The sequence below is a fragment of the Nitrosophilus alvini genome (assembly GCF_015100395.1).
Taxonomy (GTDB): Bacteria; Campylobacterota; Campylobacteria; order Campylobacterales; family Nitratiruptoraceae; genus Nitrosophilus; species Nitrosophilus alvini.
The window spans coordinates 353,314-368,711 of sequence record NZ_AP022847.1 but is presented as its reverse complement, the minus strand read 5'-3'; the positions used below and the strand labels follow the sequence as shown (position 1 = coordinate 368,711).

15 protein-coding genes are annotated in these 15,398 nt (G+C 37.6%); 7 read left to right on the top strand and 8 right to left on the bottom strand.

Going from position 1 to position 15,398, the window contains the following annotated elements; genetic code table 11:
• Positions 1–26: 26 nt before the first annotated feature.
• The 8 genes from recG to EPR_RS02015 form a co-directional block, all read right to left on the bottom strand.
• Complete coding sequence (gene recG, locus EPR_RS02050; RefSeq protein ID WP_234697155.1) at positions 27–1,838, bottom strand: ATP-dependent DNA helicase RecG; 1,812 nt, start codon at positions 1,836–1,838, stop codon at positions 27–29.
• A 21-nt stretch (positions 1,839–1,859) separates the two neighbouring features.
• Positions 1,860–3,098 (bottom strand): M16 family metallopeptidase, encoded by a 1,239-nt coding sequence (locus tag EPR_RS02045; RefSeq protein WP_200763578.1) that lies wholly within the window; start codon positions 3,096–3,098, stop codon positions 1,860–1,862.
• A gap of 343 nt (positions 3,099–3,441) precedes the next feature.
• Positions 3,442–4,485 (bottom strand): dehypoxanthine futalosine cyclase, encoded by a 1,044-nt coding sequence (locus EPR_RS02040; RefSeq protein ID WP_200763576.1) that lies wholly within the window; start codon positions 4,483–4,485, stop codon positions 3,442–3,444.
• A 49-nt stretch (positions 4,486–4,534) separates the two neighbouring features.
• Positions 4,535–4,957, bottom strand: a complete 423-nt coding sequence (nusB, locus tag EPR_RS02035) for a transcription antitermination factor NusB (protein ID WP_200763574.1) — start codon at positions 4,955–4,957, stop codon at positions 4,535–4,537.
• Between the two features lie 145 nt (positions 4,958–5,102).
• A complete protein-coding gene (gene ribH, locus EPR_RS02030; protein ID WP_200763573.1) occupies positions 5,103–5,570 on the bottom strand; it encodes a 6,7-dimethyl-8-ribityllumazine synthase in 468 nt (155 codons plus the stop codon).
• Entirely contained in the window at positions 5,571–6,401 is an 831-nt protein-coding gene (gene kdsA / locus EPR_RS02025; RefSeq protein ID WP_200763572.1) for a 3-deoxy-8-phosphooctulonate synthase, read from the bottom strand.
• A gap of 39 nt (positions 6,402–6,440) precedes the next feature.
• Positions 6,441–7,334: a DMT family transporter gene (locus EPR_RS02020; RefSeq protein WP_200763571.1), complete on the bottom strand. Its 894-nt coding sequence runs from the start codon at positions 7,332–7,334 to the stop codon at positions 6,441–6,443.
• Positions 7,335–7,419: 85 nt separating this feature from the next.
• Positions 7,420–8,166 (bottom strand): DUF3108 domain-containing protein, encoded by a 747-nt coding sequence (locus EPR_RS02015; RefSeq protein WP_200763570.1) that lies wholly within the window; start codon positions 8,164–8,166, stop codon positions 7,420–7,422.
• Positions 8,167–8,277: 111 nt separating this feature from the next.
• Between EPR_RS02015 and EPR_RS09180 the strand changes: the two genes are divergently transcribed.
• From EPR_RS09180 to EPR_RS01980, 7 genes are all read left to right on the top strand, one after another.
• Positions 8,278–10,257, top strand: coding sequence for a mechanosensitive ion channel domain-containing protein (locus tag EPR_RS09180; RefSeq protein ID WP_234697154.1), 1,980 nt, complete (start codon positions 8,278–8,280; stop codon positions 10,255–10,257).
• Positions 10,254–11,639 carry a ribosome biogenesis GTPase Der gene (gene der, locus EPR_RS02005; protein WP_200763569.1) on the top strand — a complete coding sequence of 462 codons (1,386 nt, stop codon included), beginning with the start codon at positions 10,254–10,256 and terminating at the stop codon, positions 11,637–11,639. Before EPR_RS09180 ends, der begins: the two co-directional genes overlap by 4 nt.
• Positions 11,640–11,714: 75 nt before the next feature.
• Positions 11,715–12,707 (top strand): tryptophan--tRNA ligase, encoded by a 993-nt coding sequence (gene trpS / locus EPR_RS02000; protein ID WP_200763568.1) that lies wholly within the window; start codon positions 11,715–11,717, stop codon positions 12,705–12,707.
• Between the two features lie 60 nt (positions 12,708–12,767).
• Positions 12,768–13,109 (top strand): DUF190 domain-containing protein, encoded by a 342-nt coding sequence (locus EPR_RS01995; protein ID WP_200763567.1) that lies wholly within the window; start codon positions 12,768–12,770, stop codon positions 13,107–13,109.
• An 8-nt stretch (positions 13,110–13,117) separates the two neighbouring features.
• Positions 13,118–13,498 (top strand): fluoride efflux transporter CrcB, encoded by a 381-nt coding sequence (gene crcB / locus EPR_RS01990; RefSeq protein ID WP_200763565.1) that lies wholly within the window; start codon positions 13,118–13,120, stop codon positions 13,496–13,498.
• 177 nt (positions 13,499–13,675) lie between these two features.
• Positions 13,676–14,692 carry an amidoligase family protein gene (locus tag EPR_RS01985; RefSeq protein ID WP_200763564.1) on the top strand — a complete coding sequence of 339 codons (1,017 nt, stop codon included), beginning with the start codon at positions 13,676–13,678 and terminating at the stop codon, positions 14,690–14,692.
• Positions 14,677–15,348, top strand: coding sequence for a gamma-glutamyl-gamma-aminobutyrate hydrolase family protein (locus EPR_RS01980; RefSeq protein ID WP_200763563.1), 672 nt, complete (start codon positions 14,677–14,679; stop codon positions 15,346–15,348). Before EPR_RS01985 ends, EPR_RS01980 begins: the two co-directional genes overlap by 16 nt.
• The last annotated feature ends 50 nt before the right edge of the window (positions 15,349–15,398 follow it).

Below are 15,398 nucleotides of genomic sequence, written 5' to 3'. Positions count from 1 at the left end.
CTAAGAAAACCTTTTGCCTTCACCTTTTACTTAATCAATCTTTTTGCCTCTTCTATTATATCCTTATCCTCAACTATATCGATCCATCTAAAGCTTTTTCCGCTCTGGTTTTTACCACTTAATATATCACCGCCTTTTCTGAATTTCAGATCTAGCTCTGCTATCTCAAAACCGCTTTTTACTTTCGCAAAAGAGCGCAGTCTTTCACTTTTTTTATTGTTGGTATATAAAAAACAGTATCCTTTGAGTCCGGTTCTGCTCACTCTTCCTCTTAGCTGATGAAGAGTCGCCAAACCCAGATTTTCGGCACCTACTATAACAACGGTACTGAGTCTTGGCAATGAAATCCCTACCTCTATCACAGTTGTAGCAAGCAGTATATCTCCCTTTTCTCTAAACTCTACAAGAATACGCTCTTTTTCTCTATCTTTTCCATGGGTACTATAAACATTTTCAAAATGTTTTTTCCAAAACTCCTGTGCCTCCTCTAAAGATTTGTACCTGAAATTTTCACTCTCTTCTACAAGCGGATAGACTATCAAAACCTGCCGTTTCTGTTCGATCTCACTTTTGATATGCAAAAGCAGACTCCCAAACTCATCTTTTGTTATGATTTTTGTATCTATATCCTTTTTGAAAGGCGTCTCTTTTATCAGTGTGATATCCACCAGAGCTGAATCTATCAAAGCCTGGGTGCGGGGAATGGGAGTGGCTGAAAACTGAAGAAAATGGGGTCTTTTTTTACCAAAGGAAACCATTTTTTCAAGAGCGTGTCTTTGAGAGGTTCCAAATCTATGCTGTTCATCTGTCATGACCAAAACGGCTTCAGGAAGCTTTTGATATAAAAGGGCGTGAGTTCCAATGATAAAATGATACTCCTCAAGATTTTTTGGCTTGTTTGAACCCGTTACAAGAGTACACTTTATCTTTGAAGGTATAAATTTCAAAGCCTCTTCATACAACTGGTTTGCCAAAACGGTAGTAGGCGCCATAAGCAAAGCCCGCTCGGGAAACGCCATAAAAGCTGCGGCAAACATTACTATACTTTTACCGCATCCCACATCGCCTACTATTACTCTCTTTGCCGCCACCTCTTTTTTCAAGTCATTTTCTATATCTTTGATGGCACTTTTCTGATCTGCAGTAAGTTCAAAGGGAAGATTTTTTATAAAATCCTCCGAAGAGCAGTTCAATCTCTTTAAAGCCGGAAAAAATACTCTTTTTTTTCCAAGCTCTTTTAAATGGTTGTAAATTTCCGCAAATTTTAATGCTTCAAGGTATGATTTCGGGAAAGTACGATTTTTTGTAAAATTTTTATAAAATTGAAGTGAGGGATTATGAATATCTTCAAGCCTTGCTGCATAAGTTTCAGGCAAACCCTCCGCTAAAAGGGCGTTTTTTGTTATGTATTTTTTGCAAAGATTTCTAAAAATATCCGCTCTCAGCGCTGTTTTGTATACGGGGACTATTTGTCCGGAGAATGAAACCTTTTTAGGATGAAGCATCTGTAATTTTCCGCTTCCATATACAACTTTTCCGTATAAACTTAATACCGCTCCTGGGAAAAAAAGTTTCTTATGATACGCCTGATATCTGAAAAAAAGAATCTCCAGATCTTTTTCGAAATTCTTTGCGTATGCAAAAATTTTCATATATTTTGGGGTAATAGCTACATCTTTAACTGTAACCTCAACAAAATTCTCTATACCTATAACAGGAAATTTTTGGGGAATGAGATTGAGATATTTTACGGGAGCTATCAAAGAGAGTTCTATGATGTTTTTAGCTCCCGCCTTTTTGAATTTCTCCAGATCTCTCGTTTCAATAAAATTTTTCATAAATACTCTTGATATAAAGAGCTACTTTGTAACAATTGAAAGTGTCAATATGTTTATTTCCGGATGTTTTTTGATAAAACTGTTAAGCTCTTCGAGACTTAAAGCCTCTATTTTTTCAAGCTCTTTTTTATAATATCCCAGAGGTTTGCCCTTATAGTATTCCATAAATGCTCTGCTCAATCTTTGTGAAAGAGTCTCGTTTCTAAGCGGCTCACTTCCTAGCAGAAATTTCTTTGCAGCATCCAGCTCTTTTTGTGTGGCACCTTTTTCCACAAACTCGGCTATAACCTCTTTTACAACTTCTATAGCATCGTTTTGGTTATCTGTTTTCGTCTGAAGATATCCGCTGAAATAACTGTGGGATTTGTTAACTCTGACGGTTGAATAGGCTGAATAAGCAAGTCCTCTTTTTACCCTCACCTCTTCCATCATTCTGCTTCCAAATCCGCTGCTGCCAAGTATAAAAGATGCAACTCTTGCTTTATAGTACTCTTTGTCATCTACTTTCATATAAAAAGGAGAGCCAAAATAGATATAGGCCTGGTCGGTATCTTTTTTCACCACCTTTTTCTCCGGTTTATCGGATGCTTCATAAAAGCCCAGAGATTCATTTTCTCCTATATCAAGACTCACTAGAAGTTCTGAGAGCTTTTTTTGTGCCTCTTCTTTGCTTATATCTCCCCCAATAACCACAATCGCTCTTTTCAATACGATATGATCTTTTAAAAACTTTTCAACATCATCAAGCTTTATCTTCTCTATACTCTCTTTAGTTCCGTCCGCCCTGTGACCTATCGGTGTATTTTTAAAGAGCATCTCTTTGAGATTGGTGCTTGCTATATAGTCATAGTCGTTCTCTCTTCTTAAAAGCACACCCATTGTTACAGTTTTTACCCTTTCAAAAGCTTCGGGTGTCAGATTTGGATCTGAAAAAAGCTCTTTTATGATTTTTAAACCTTTGTCAAACTCTTCTTTGAGCGAACTCATCTCCAAAACAAGCGTCTCGGTTCCGATATTTACACCAAAATGTATGGCTCTTTCTTCAAGTTTTTTCGCAAACCCCACATTTCCAAGTTTTTTTGTACCCTGATTGAGCATTTTCGCACTGAATTTTGCAAGCCCAGGCAATTGGCCATCTTCTATACTGCCGCTCTTTTGAAATACAATCTGCATAGAAACTATCGGAAGATTTGTATCTTTTTCATAAATCACCGGTATTTTAACGCCTTTGACCTCTATACTCTCCAGCACTGCTCCCATTAAAACCCCTTGTATAAAAAATAAAATTGCAAAAAAATTTTTCATCCATTTCTCCGGCTTCTTAATAGTGTGGGTGTGAGTGTGAGTGGCAACTACCATCTATATACTCAAACCCTTTTGTTCTTCGCCCTCTTTCGACAAATCGGCGTAGGCTTCGCCAGCATATTCGCCTCGCCGTGCGAGCCTGAAAAAGCAAAGCAGTTTGCTCAATCTTCAGCCTTCAACCTTCATCCTTATTCGGTGAACTGGCGTCTGTCGGTGCAATCGCTCCACTCTGCACCGTTAGACAGCCGATAAGCAGCAAAGCTGCGTAGCAGTTTACGATTTCTTTACGCGCCTCTTTCTAATACATCTCCAAAATCTCATAGGCAGTGTTGCGTTTTGCGGGTATTTCTCCTATCTCTTTGATAAGTCTTATCATCTCTTCCTGATTCATCCTGTTTTGAGCCCCGGCAGCTTTGACAACATTTTCTTCCATCATTGTAGAACCGAGGTCATTGGCTCCAAATAGAAGAGCCATCTGCCCTATATAACTCCCCTGTGTCACCCAGGAAGACTGAATATTTTTAAAATTGTCCAAAAAGAGTCTGGAAACCGCCAACAGTCTCAGATATCTGTTTGATGAAGTTTTATATTTTACTATTCCATCTTTTTGGAGTTTTGTATGTAGCGGCTGAAAACTCCACATGATAAAAGCTCTAAACCCTCCTGTCTCATCCTGCAATTTTCTCAGTTTTTCCCAATGCTCAACTATCTCTTCATCGCTCTCCACCGTTCCGAACATCATCGTAGCGGTCGTTTTCATACCTATCTTGTGAGCCGTTCTGTGAATATCCAGCCATTCCTCGGAACTCAGTTTTTTGGGACTTATAATCTCTCTTACTCTGTCACTGAGGATCTCGGCACCTGCTCCCGGAATTGAACTCAGACCTTTGGCTTTTAGTCTTTGCAGAGTCTCCTCATAACTGATACGGGAAACTTTGGATATATAGTCAATTTCAACGGCACTGAATCCATGTATTGTAATCTGAGGATATTTTTTGTGAATATGCTCAACAAGCTCCTCATAATAGTCTATTTTCAGTTTGGGATGAACTCCTCCCTGAAAAAGAATCTGGGTACCTCCGATATCAATAAGTTCCTCTATCTTTTTGTCTATCTCTTCAAAACTGAGGATATATGCATCTTCATCTTTGCTATGGCGATAAAAGGCACAAAAATTGCAATCGACCCAGCACACATTGGTATAGTTTATATTTCTGTCAACTATAAAAGTGGTGATTTTTTTCGGATGTAGTTCTCTTTTTTTCTCCAACGCCTTTAACCCAAGTTCTTTCAGGTCCCCTTCTTTTATAAGTCTTACCGCCTCTTCTTTGCTAAGTCTCACTCTTCTCCTTTAAGTCATAACTCGTGATTGGTCAATAAAAATTATCAACTTAACTATCAACCTTCTGTTTCTCTTCTCTCTCCTTGGCGATTGCGTCCAAAACACCATTTACAAATTTTGGAGACTGGTCAGTACCCAGTTTTTTTGACAGCTCTATCGCTTCATTTATTGCTATCGCCTTGTCAAGATCGGTAAACATAAGTTCATATGCACCGAGCCTGAGTATCGCTCTTTCGATATGTCCTACTCTGTCTAGATCCCAGCTTTCAAGATGTTTTTTTATCTCTTTGTCTATCTCTTCCAAATGCTCAACTACGCCTTTAAACAAAGAAAGGGCAAATTCTCTCTGTCTGTTTCTTATCTTTTTCTCTTCCAAAATATCTTCTGCAAATTTTTTGATTTCCGGATTTCCCAGATCGTAAGCATATAAAAGACCTATAATAGCCTCTCTGGCCTGATGTCTTGTCGCCACTTTGTTCCTTTTATTCGTAATTTTAATTCGTGATTCTAATTCGTAATTCGTAATTCGTGAATCGTGATTGGTGGTTAGTGATCGGTTTCACCACACCCACACCCACACATTATTGGTGTTCGGCAAGAGATAACACTCTTTATATCTAACAGATTCCTCTGTAAAGATCTATCATCTCAATAAGCCCCGTCATCGCTTCAAAGCCCTTATTTCCCGCTTTGCTTCCGGCTCTTTCGATTGCCTGTTCTATCGTGTCTGTAGTCAAAACACCGAAAGTTACCGGTTTTTGATACTTTAGCGTGGTATTGGCTATCCCTTTTGTAGCTTCTGCAGCAACATAGTCAAAATGAGGAGTTGCTCCTCTTATGATAGCTCCAAGGCAGCAGACACCGTCATAATCACAGCTGCTTAGTATTTTATCCAGTACAAACGGAAGCTCAAACGCTCCCGGAACCAAAATAAGATCAATGTTTTCCTCTTTTCCTCCGTGTCTTAAAAATGCATCTTTTGCACCCTCTACCAGTCTATCTGTTATGATATGGTTAAACCTGCTCGAGATTATGGCAACTTTTTCATTACCTGTAAGTCTTAGTTTTCCTTCTATAACATTCATTTAAACTCCTATTGCATTTTCTATTTTTCTTATATCTTCAACACATCTTTTCAATTCATCCAATTTTAACATATTCGGCCCATCGCTCAGTGCATTTTCAGGATCGTAATGGGTTTCGAAAAAAAATCCATCAACACCTACCGCAGCTGCTGCACGTGAAAGAGGAGCGACAAACTCTCTTTTACCTCCACTCTTTCCCTGTGCTCCTCCGGGCATCTGAACAGAATGTGTTGCATCAAATATAACCGGCGCAAAATCTCTCATAACAACCAGACTTCTCATATCAACTACCAGATTGCCATATCCGAAAGTAGAACCTCTTTCAGTAAGCCAAATACCCGCTTTTTTACCTGTTTCATAATTTACATTTTCTCTCTCACCAATGTCCAATTTCCAATGTCCCACATCTCTGCTTTTCAATACTTTCAAAACACTGTATTTCATATCGGCAGGATTCATAAACTGCCCTTTCTTGATATTTACAACCCTATCTGTCTTAGCTGCTGCAACCAGTAGATCAGTCTGTCTGCAAAGAAATGCAGGTATCTGTAAAACATCGGCAACTTCGGCAACCTGCTCTACCTGAGAGGTTTCATGAACATCTGTTAATATCTTGTAACCGAACTCTTTTTTGACTTCGCCAAGGATTTCAAGTCCTTTTCTCAGACCAGGCCCTCTGTAGCTCTCTAAACTTGTCCTGTTGGCCTTATCATAACTTGCTTTGAAATAAAAATCTATATCTTCTGCTTCATCGAACTCTTTCAAATCAGCAGCAATTTTAAAAATCTGCTCTTTTGATTCTATCACACATGGGCCGGCTATCAATATCATCCAGTCTCCTCTTTTTCAAATAGTCTTATTATATCCAACTCAAGCTTTTATTTTGCCTTCTTTCGCCACAGCTATCCCGGCTATGACAATCAAAGCTATCCCGGTTGCGGTTACGATATCCGGAAGAAGATCACCCAAAAATAGATATCCCATAATTATGGAAAAAACTATATTCGAATAACTGACAGCCCCTGCAATTCCGGCTTTGGTAACTCCGTAAGCTTTTGTCATAAAAATCTGTGCAAAAGTTGCCAAAAATCCCATACAGACGATATAAACCCACATAATACCTTCAGGCATAACAAATCTTCCGAATACAAAGTCAAGCTCTTTTATCTGAACATATTCTGACAGTGCCATCAGTATCAGAGGGCCTACTGTTCCAACAAGCATAAAAGAGAGTACTATCGCTCTTGTATCGTAATATTTTTTTAGCTCTCTGATAGAGGTATACGCAAGAGCAGCCCCTACCCCGCTTAAAATCCCCAGAATATCATATCTATCAAAGCCTGTTCCGAAAGGTTTTGCAATAAAAACTATTCCCAAAAAACCCAAAAAAAGTGCCAGCCATCCTTTTAAACCCAACTTTTCTTTCAAAAAAAGATATGCAAAAAGTGCGGTAAATATAGGGGAGGTTTTAGAGTACGTCATAGCTTCACCAAGGGGAATATGAGCTATATTGTAAAAAAAACACAGAAGCGCCACAAACCCCATTAATCCTCTGAATATCAAAAGCCAGGGCTTTCCTCCTTCATGCTTCATAGGCTTGCCTAGCAGTGTTGCTGCAACTATAAAAACCCCGAAAATATTTCTGAAAAAAACCACCTCCAGAGAGCTCAGACTCTCACTTAAAAGCTTTGCAAAAACTCCCATCCCCGCAAAAAGAAAGGATGCTAAAAGCATATATAAAATACCCCTGTCAATTCTTGTCAAAAATCCCCCTCTTTTTTTCGTGACTCTTAATTTGCGATTCGTAATTCGTGACTCGTTATATTCACACCAACACTAACACCAACACTCACTCCCCAACTACTCTCTTCCTAACCAGTTTTCCGGTAATATCTCCAAACAGCACTACATCTTTGAGAAGCGCTTTTTTCGTTATACCGTCACTATCCATTACGATAAAAAGCTCTCCTTTTTTACTTGCGAAAATCTTCTGATTTAGAGTGACAGTAAGATATTTTCCTTCTATATTGCCCATGAGTCTGCGCAGTTTCTGTAGTTTTTTACCTTTTGGAATCTCTACATCGACTCTGCCGTCTTTTCTGTTTCCGCCCACGGCAAAAAATGTGTAGTGCTCTTTTTTCTCTTTTTCAAAATATTTTTTAAGATTAAAATATAGGCTAAGCACATCCTCTTTGGCATAATATTTTAAAACCTCTTTTACATCTTTGTCTGTTTTGCCGTTTTTTATATAGATTGTCCTAAGATATATCTTTCTGTTTTCATGGTCAAATTTATATAATTTGGACTCATATTTATTACTAGTTATTTTCTCTTTTTTATATACAAGCGGTACCAATATACCGTCTATAACTTTTCCTCTACTTTCATATATCTCGACTCTTCCTCCGCTCAAAACCTTTGCAAATCCTGTAGCTTTTGCCACAACGCGAATTCGATATATACGGTCTTTTTTTTCAAAAAAAGCCTTAGAATTGCCCACTTTCCCAAACAGACCGTACCCTACACGGTATTCAGCCTCGATTATCTGTGCACTCAAAGAGAGAGATAAAAAAATTATTACTGCAACAAGTCTCATAAAAGCCCCCAAGAAGGATGTTTTTAAAATATTTTTGTTAAAATAGTTATTGATTCAATTAATTATAAAATGTTATTATAGTAAATTATAACAGCAAAAAAGGTATAAATTGTGAAACTGTTTTTGACAATATTTCTATTTTTCGCGACACTCTTTGCAGCGGATATAAATACCACTCTACTTTCGGAGACCAATGCTACAAAAATATATGAATCTTTAATGCAAAATATAGAAAAAAGCTCCTCACCGGAAGCAAAGCTTCAAAAAACTCTGGTTTTGAAAATCAAAAAAATTCCATATGAAAGTTTGAAAATACCTGATTTTTCAAAACTGAAAATCAGAAATCAAAACGAGTTTATAGAAAATTTTTACAAACTTATAGAGATCAGAGCAAAACAGAAAAAACTGTCCAATGAGATCAAAAATTTTAAAAAAGAGATTGAAAATATCAAAAAAGAGATCTCTTCAAAAGATACAAATGCAACAGATCTGTTGACTCTTCAGCTTGAATACGCTTACCATTACAAAAAACTTCAGCAAATAAAAAAAGATATAGAGTATATCGACAAAAACTTTTACTTCTGGCTTGAATATATACTCAAAAAACTCGAAAATATAAAATTTGACGCAAAAAAAGCAAAAAGCAGCATCAGCTATTACAATAAAAAAATATCGTATATCGACAAGCAGCTCGACAAACTGGAAATCGAAAAACAAAGATGGGAACTTTTAGGAAACAAAACAAATCTAGAATCGACCAAAAAACAGATAGCCACATACCTCAAACAAAAGGATATCTATCTCAAAAGAGTTATAAAAAAAGAGCTTATTCTCTTTTTCGATGCGCTAAAGAAAAAAGATGACCCTATTTTCAAATATTCTGCAGATATAGAATTGACTGCAGCAAAATTATCAACACTTGGCAAAGAGATGGAGGAGGCGCTTGCCGAAGGTTTAAATTATGCTATTAAAATCTATCTGGGAGAGACCCAGGCCTATATACATCAAACAAAAGAGCTCGTAAAGAAATTTTTGCAAAAAAACACTCTTTTTGATGTTCCTCTCTACAAATTTGCCTTGGCACTGGGAACTTTTCTTATTTTTCTTGTTTTCAGAAAAATTTTTACTCTCGTCATAATAAAAAGCCTCAAACAGATTGTAGCAAAGACTAAAACAAGCATCGACGACCGTATGCTGGCCATAGTTTCGGAACCTCTCAAATTCGCTTTCATAATAATCGGTTTCTATCTGGCAGTAAAAATAATGGGTATTGAGACTGAAGCTGTTTATAAAATCGTAAGAACTATGGTTATATTTTCTATATTCTGGCTTTTTTACGATTCGGTGCTGGTTTTTGACAAAGCGATATATAACTTTGCAAAAAAATTCGGCAGAGACCTTTACAGAGAGATAGGCAGTTTCTTCGTAAAAACGATAAAGATATTTATAGTAGCCGTAGGTCTTGTAGCTATTCTGCAGGAATGGAATATCAATGTGAGCGCTTTTATCGCCTCTTTGGGTCTTGGGGGCCTTGCATTCGCTCTTGCCGCCAAAGATACGGCCGCAAATCTTTTCGGAGGGCTTACCATACTTGCAGACAAATCACTCAAAATAGACGACTGGATAAAAGTAGGAGATGTTGAGGGAACTGTCGAAGATATAGGGCTTAGAACAACAAAAGTAAGAACATTTGAAAAATCTTTAGTAACGGTTCCAAACCAGATAATTGCGAATAATCCTATAGAGAATTTTTCGAGACGAAATATCAGACGAATAAAGATGCGCATAGGCCTTACATACGACACTTCTGAAAAAACGATGCAAAACATCCTGAAAGATATAAGAAATATGTTAAAATCCCATCCGGGAATTGATAAAAACGCTACAATGCTTATAAATTTCGACCGATTTGAAGACAGCAGTCTCTCTATTTTCATATATACTTTTACTAATACGGCAGTATGGGCCGAGTATATGAATATAAGAGAAGACGTAAATCTGAAGATTATGAAAATTGTAGAAGATAACGGCGCCGAGTTTGCATTCCCAAGCCAATCAATCTATGTAGAAAAACTACCAGAGGAAAAATGAAAAAAATAGCAATAGTAGGAAAACCCAATGTGGGCAAAAGCTCGCTTTTTAACAGAATACTCAAAAGAAGAGACGCCATCATTTCAGAAGTTGCCGGCACAACAAGAGATATCAAAAAAAGAGTTGTAACTATCGGCGAAAAAGAGGCAGAACTTATTGATACAGGCGGTATCGAAGACAGAGATGAACTTTTTGAAAAAGTAAAAGAGAAGGCTTTAAAGAGTGCCGAAGAGGCAGATATCATTCTTTACATGGTAGACGGGCGGGTTGTACCGGATGAAAATGACAAAAAACTGTTCCGATCACTCCAAAAACTCGGTAAAGATATTGCGCTTGTAATAAATAAAATAGATAATGACAGGCTTGAAGAAAATGTATGGGAGTTTTACTCTTTCGGTGCAAAAAATATATTTCCTATTTCCGTATCACACAACAGAAAAGTAAAAAAACTGCTCGACTGGATAGAACAAAAACTTCCGAAAGAAAAAAAACTTGTTCTCGAAGAGGATGAGCTCGACTTCGACTCTTTTCTCGAAGAGTTTGAAACACCTCGAAAAGAAGAGGAATCAAACCTGATAAATGTAGCTATAATAGGGCGTGTAAATGTAGGCAAAAGTTCTCTTCTAAACGCTCTTTTAAAAGAGGAAAGAGCCGTGGTAAGCGATATTGCCGGTACAACGATCGACCCTATCGACGAAGCGGTTGTCTACAACGACAAAATCATAACATTTATAGATACAGCCGGCATCAGAAGAAGAGGAAAAATCCTGGGCATTGAAAAATATGCTCTGAATAGAACTGAAAAAATGTTGGAACGTGCTGATATCGCCCTATTGGTTCTGGATGCAAGCGAGGGTTTTGCAGAACAGGACGAAAAGATCGCCGGTCTCGTAGACAAATACAAGCTTGGATGCATTATAGTTCTCAACAAATGGGATAAAGCTGAAAAAAGTTATGAAGAAGCCGTCAAAGAAGTAAGGAGCAGATTCAAATTCTTAAGCTATGCACCGATAGTAACCGTTTCTGCAAAAACCAAAAAAAGAGTACACAAACTTTTTGACCTAGTTTTGAAAATCTATAAAAACTACTCGCAATGGATACCAACTTCCCAATTGAATCGTGTTATCAAAGAAGCGGTACAAAGACATGCGATTCCGGGGTATTACGGCAAATCTGTAAATATACTTTTTGCAACACAGTTTGATACAAAACCTCCCAAAATCGCACTGATTATGAACAGACCCGAAGGGCTGCACTTCAGTTATAAAAGATACCTGATAAACAAACTGAGAGAAAATTTCGACCTTGAAGGAACACCTGTGATTTTGGTTCCTAGAAAAAGAGGCGAGCGAGAAGAGATAGAAGAAGAGAGTCATCAGTGAGTGTGAGTGTGGGTGTGAGTGAAACCAGTCACTAACCACCAATCACGAATCACGAATTACGAAAAAAGGGAGCAGATGCGGATAGTAAGTGGAATGAGACCTACTGGAAAATTACATCTTGGACACTACCTTGGTGTTTTGAAGAACTGGGTAAAACTTCAAAATGAAAACGACTGTTTTTTCTTTGTAGCAGACTGGCATGCACTTTCAACAAGTTATGAGGACAAACTCAATCTCAAAAAGCTCACTAAAGAGCTTGTCAAAGACTGGATTGCAGCTGGAATAGATCCTGAAAAAAGTGTTCTATTTGTACAAAGTGATATAAAAGAGCATGCGGAACTTTACGTACTTTTAAATATGATAACGCCACTTGGATGGCTTGAGAGAAACCCTACTTATAAAGATCAGCTTCAGCAACTGGAAGGAAAAGATATCCATACGGCAGGTTTCCTCACATATCCTGTTTTGCAGACATCAGACATTATTCTTTACGATGCGCAAGCAGTTCCGATAGGCGAAGATCAAAGACCACATATTGAGATCGCAAGAGAGATAGTCAGACGTTTTCACCATCTCTTTGAGTGTGAAGTTTTTACAGAACCCAAAGAGCTGCTCAGTCCTACTCCTAGACTTCAGGGACTTGACGGCAGAAAAATGAGCAAAAGCTATAACAATGCCATATACCTTACCGATACAAAAGAGGAGATATGGAGTAAACTGAGAACTGCCAAAACAGATCCTCAAAGAGTCAAGAGAACAGACCCTGGAGATCCTGAAGTCTGCCTTGTATACGACTACCACAAAGAGTTCAGCGATGAAGAGATGGTTCAAAAAGTAGCCGAGGGCTGCAAAACTGCGGCTATAGGTTGCGTAGATTGCAAAAAAATGTGTCTTGAATCCATCGAGAGAGTACTGGAACCAATTAGAGAGAGAAGAGAAAAACTGGATGAGGAGTATATCGACTCTGTCATAGAAAATGGAAACAAAAAGGCAAAAATTGTAGCTTCCAAAAAGATGGAAGCAGTCAACAGGGCTGTTTTTGAAATAAAGTGTAATATTGAGAATTGAAAAGGTTTTAACCTTTTTGCATTTTGACATTTTTTTCCAAACAAACTGCAAGGATATCCAATGAAAAGATATATGGGTCCCAGAAAGGTACTGAAGATATATATAGATAACGAAGATACTTATAAGTCAAATCCACTATGGGAGGAGATACTTAAAAGTGCAAAAAAATCAGGTATTGCAGGGGCCACCGTATACAAAGCAGCAGCCGGAATGGGTGCACACTCGACGATTCAGACTTTTAATGTATGGAGTATGAGCCAAAAACTTCCCGTAGTTATAGAGATGATAGACAAAGAGGACAAAATTATGAGTTTCTTAAGAAGTATCGAACACATGATTGAGGAAGGACTCGTTACACTCTCGGATGTTGACGTGATAATGTATAAACATCCAAAGCTTTAAGGAGACCAATGAACTTCCAGATAATACTCGCAGTAGGCATCGGAGGCTTTTTCGGTGCCATCAGCCGTTTTGTCCTATCGACCTGGATTCAGAAACTTAGCGGTTCATTTTTTCCATTTGGTACTTTAAGCGTAAATATTTTGGGAAGTTTTATTATAGGATTTCTGGCAATGTATTTTGAAAATGTGATTTCACCGACACAAAAAGCTCTTGTAATAACAGGGTTTCTGGGTGCGCTCACAACATTTTCTACGTTCAGCTTTGAGACTGTAATGATGCTACAAAGCTCTATGTACAGCAGAGCTTTGTGGAATATCCTTTTAAACGTAACTTTTTGTATAGCGGCAACTGTTGCGGGAATAATCATTTTTAAAAAAATATACGGTTAGGATTTTATCTTTTTTTGATACCAGACTGTTATAACAACAACTACGGATACAGTGAAAACAACAGAAAAAATTTCCCACAATAAAGTATTCATACCATAATTCTTTATTCTTTTTTGTAAATTTGTAAATATGATACTATAATTCTATCACAATGATAAGTAATAAAACGGGGAAAAGATGTCTGAAATATCAAAACAAACATTTATGATGCCGCCTCTTATATATACTGAAGACAATAAACCCAGACACACAGGATTTGAAATAGAATTCAGCGGACTCAAACCAAAAGAGACTGCGGCACTTATAGTACAGACATTTGGCGGCTATATGCACACTGTATCAGATTATATTATAGAAGTCAGAGATACTCCTTATGGCACATTCAGTGTATATCTTGACTACACTTATTTAAGGACTATGGAATTCAAAAAATCTCTTCTTAAACTGGGTTTTGATGAAGATGAAAAAGAACTTAGTGAATTTGTAGAGGATTTTTTAGTATCCATATCCGAAACAGTTGTTCCTTATGAGATAACTACTCCACCGATCCCTTTCAATGATATTCAAAAAATAGAAGTCCTGAAAGAAGCTATGAGAAAAAAAGGAGCACTTGGGACAAAAGCATCTCTGTTCTACGCATTTGGTATGCATATAAACATTCAGACTCCCTCTTTTAAAGCCGGTATTATACTTGATATTTTAAGAGCTTTTATTATTCTGTATGAGTGGATAAAAGAAAAGAGCGAAGTTGACCTTACAAGAAAACTTACATTTTACATAGCACCTTTTAAAAGAGATTATATGCTACTTATTCTGGATAAAGATTACAATCCCGGCATTTCAAGGCTTATAGATGATTATATATTTTACAACCCCACAAGAAAAAGAGCGCTTGATTTGCTTCCGCTCTTTGCCTATTTGGACAGGGATAGAGTATTTTCCATCGATGAGTTAAAAAATCAAAAAATATTACCAAGACCGGCTTTTCATTACAGACTGCCAAACTCTCGTATAGACGAAAAGGAGTGGAGTATAGCAAAAGAGTGGAACTACTGGGTAGAAGTTGAAAAGCTGGCATTCAATAAAGAAAAATTGGCCTTTATGTCAGCAGAGTACAGAAGTTTTCTGGACTCCCCGCTTTATCTGCTGACACCTTTATGGGTAAAAAAGGTAGACGAGTGGCTTGTCGCGTAGCAGTAACTGGCTCTGACAGGGGAAGCGCCATAGCATGGAGTTTTATAAAATTTTTGCTGAGACTTCACAAAACCAGACCTTTTTTCGTTTCACCCTCAAATTTTAAAGAGACTATCGATTTCGATGCACTCGTAATTTCTGGCGGCATAGATATTTCACCCTCTGTTTACGGCAAAAAAACAGAAATTGCAAAAACTGACCCAAAACGCGATGCAATGGAGATGAAACTGCTTGAGAATGCACTAAAAAGAAATATACCTGTTCTGGGTATTTGCAGAGGAATGCAGATGATAAATGTCTTTTACGGCGGAACACTCCATCTTGAGATACATGAGCTTGATCTGAACCGTCCACATCCCAAAACTCCTCTTCCAAAAAAGAAAATTTTCATAAACCCCCATACAAAATTAAGAGAGATCCTAAAGGTAGATGAGTGCAGTGTAAATGCACTCCACCATCAGGCTATAGAAAAGATTGCTCCAAAACTTATAGCTGCTGCACATGATGAAAACGGTATAACCCAGGCTATAGAACACCAAAACGAGAGATTTGTTATGGGAGTTCAATGGCATCCTGAGTTCCTGCCCTACTCGCCTCTTCAACGCCGTATTTTCAAAGCTTTTGTTAAAAATATAAAAGATTTATACAATAAATAGGAAAAATTCATTATACTTTTACATCTTTAATTAAGAATAACGGAGTTGTT

Bases quoted from the DNA above. Each gene is read 5' to 3' on its own strand.
- recG (WP_234697155.1), bottom strand. From the start codon at position 1,838: ATGAAAAATTTTATTGAAACGAGAGATCTGGAGAAATTCAAAAAGGCG.
- EPR_RS02045 (WP_200763578.1), bottom strand. From the start codon at position 3,098: ATGGGAGCAGTGCTGGAGAGTATAGAGGTCAAAGGCGTTAAAATACCG.
- ribH (WP_200763573.1), bottom strand. From the start codon at position 5,570: ATGAATGTTATAGAAGGAAAACTAAGACTTACAGGTAATGAAAAAGTT.
- kdsA (WP_200763572.1), bottom strand. From the start codon at position 6,401: ATGATATTGATAGCCGGCCCATGTGTGATAGAATCAAAAGAGCAGATT.
- EPR_RS02015 (WP_200763570.1), bottom strand. From the start codon at position 8,166: ATGAGACTTGTTGCAGTAATAATTTTTTTATCTCTCTCTTTGAGTGCA.
- der (WP_200763569.1), top strand. From the start codon at position 10,254: ATGAAAAAAATAGCAATAGTAGGAAAACCCAATGTGGGCAAAAGCTCG.
- trpS (WP_200763568.1), top strand. From the start codon at position 11,715: ATGCGGATAGTAAGTGGAATGAGACCTACTGGAAAATTACATCTTGGA.
- EPR_RS01995 (WP_200763567.1), top strand. From the start codon at position 12,768: ATGAAAAGATATATGGGTCCCAGAAAGGTACTGAAGATATATATAGAT.
- crcB (WP_200763565.1), top strand. From the start codon at position 13,118: ATGAACTTCCAGATAATACTCGCAGTAGGCATCGGAGGCTTTTTCGGT.
- EPR_RS01985 (WP_200763564.1), top strand. From the start codon at position 13,676: ATGTCTGAAATATCAAAACAAACATTTATGATGCCGCCTCTTATATAT.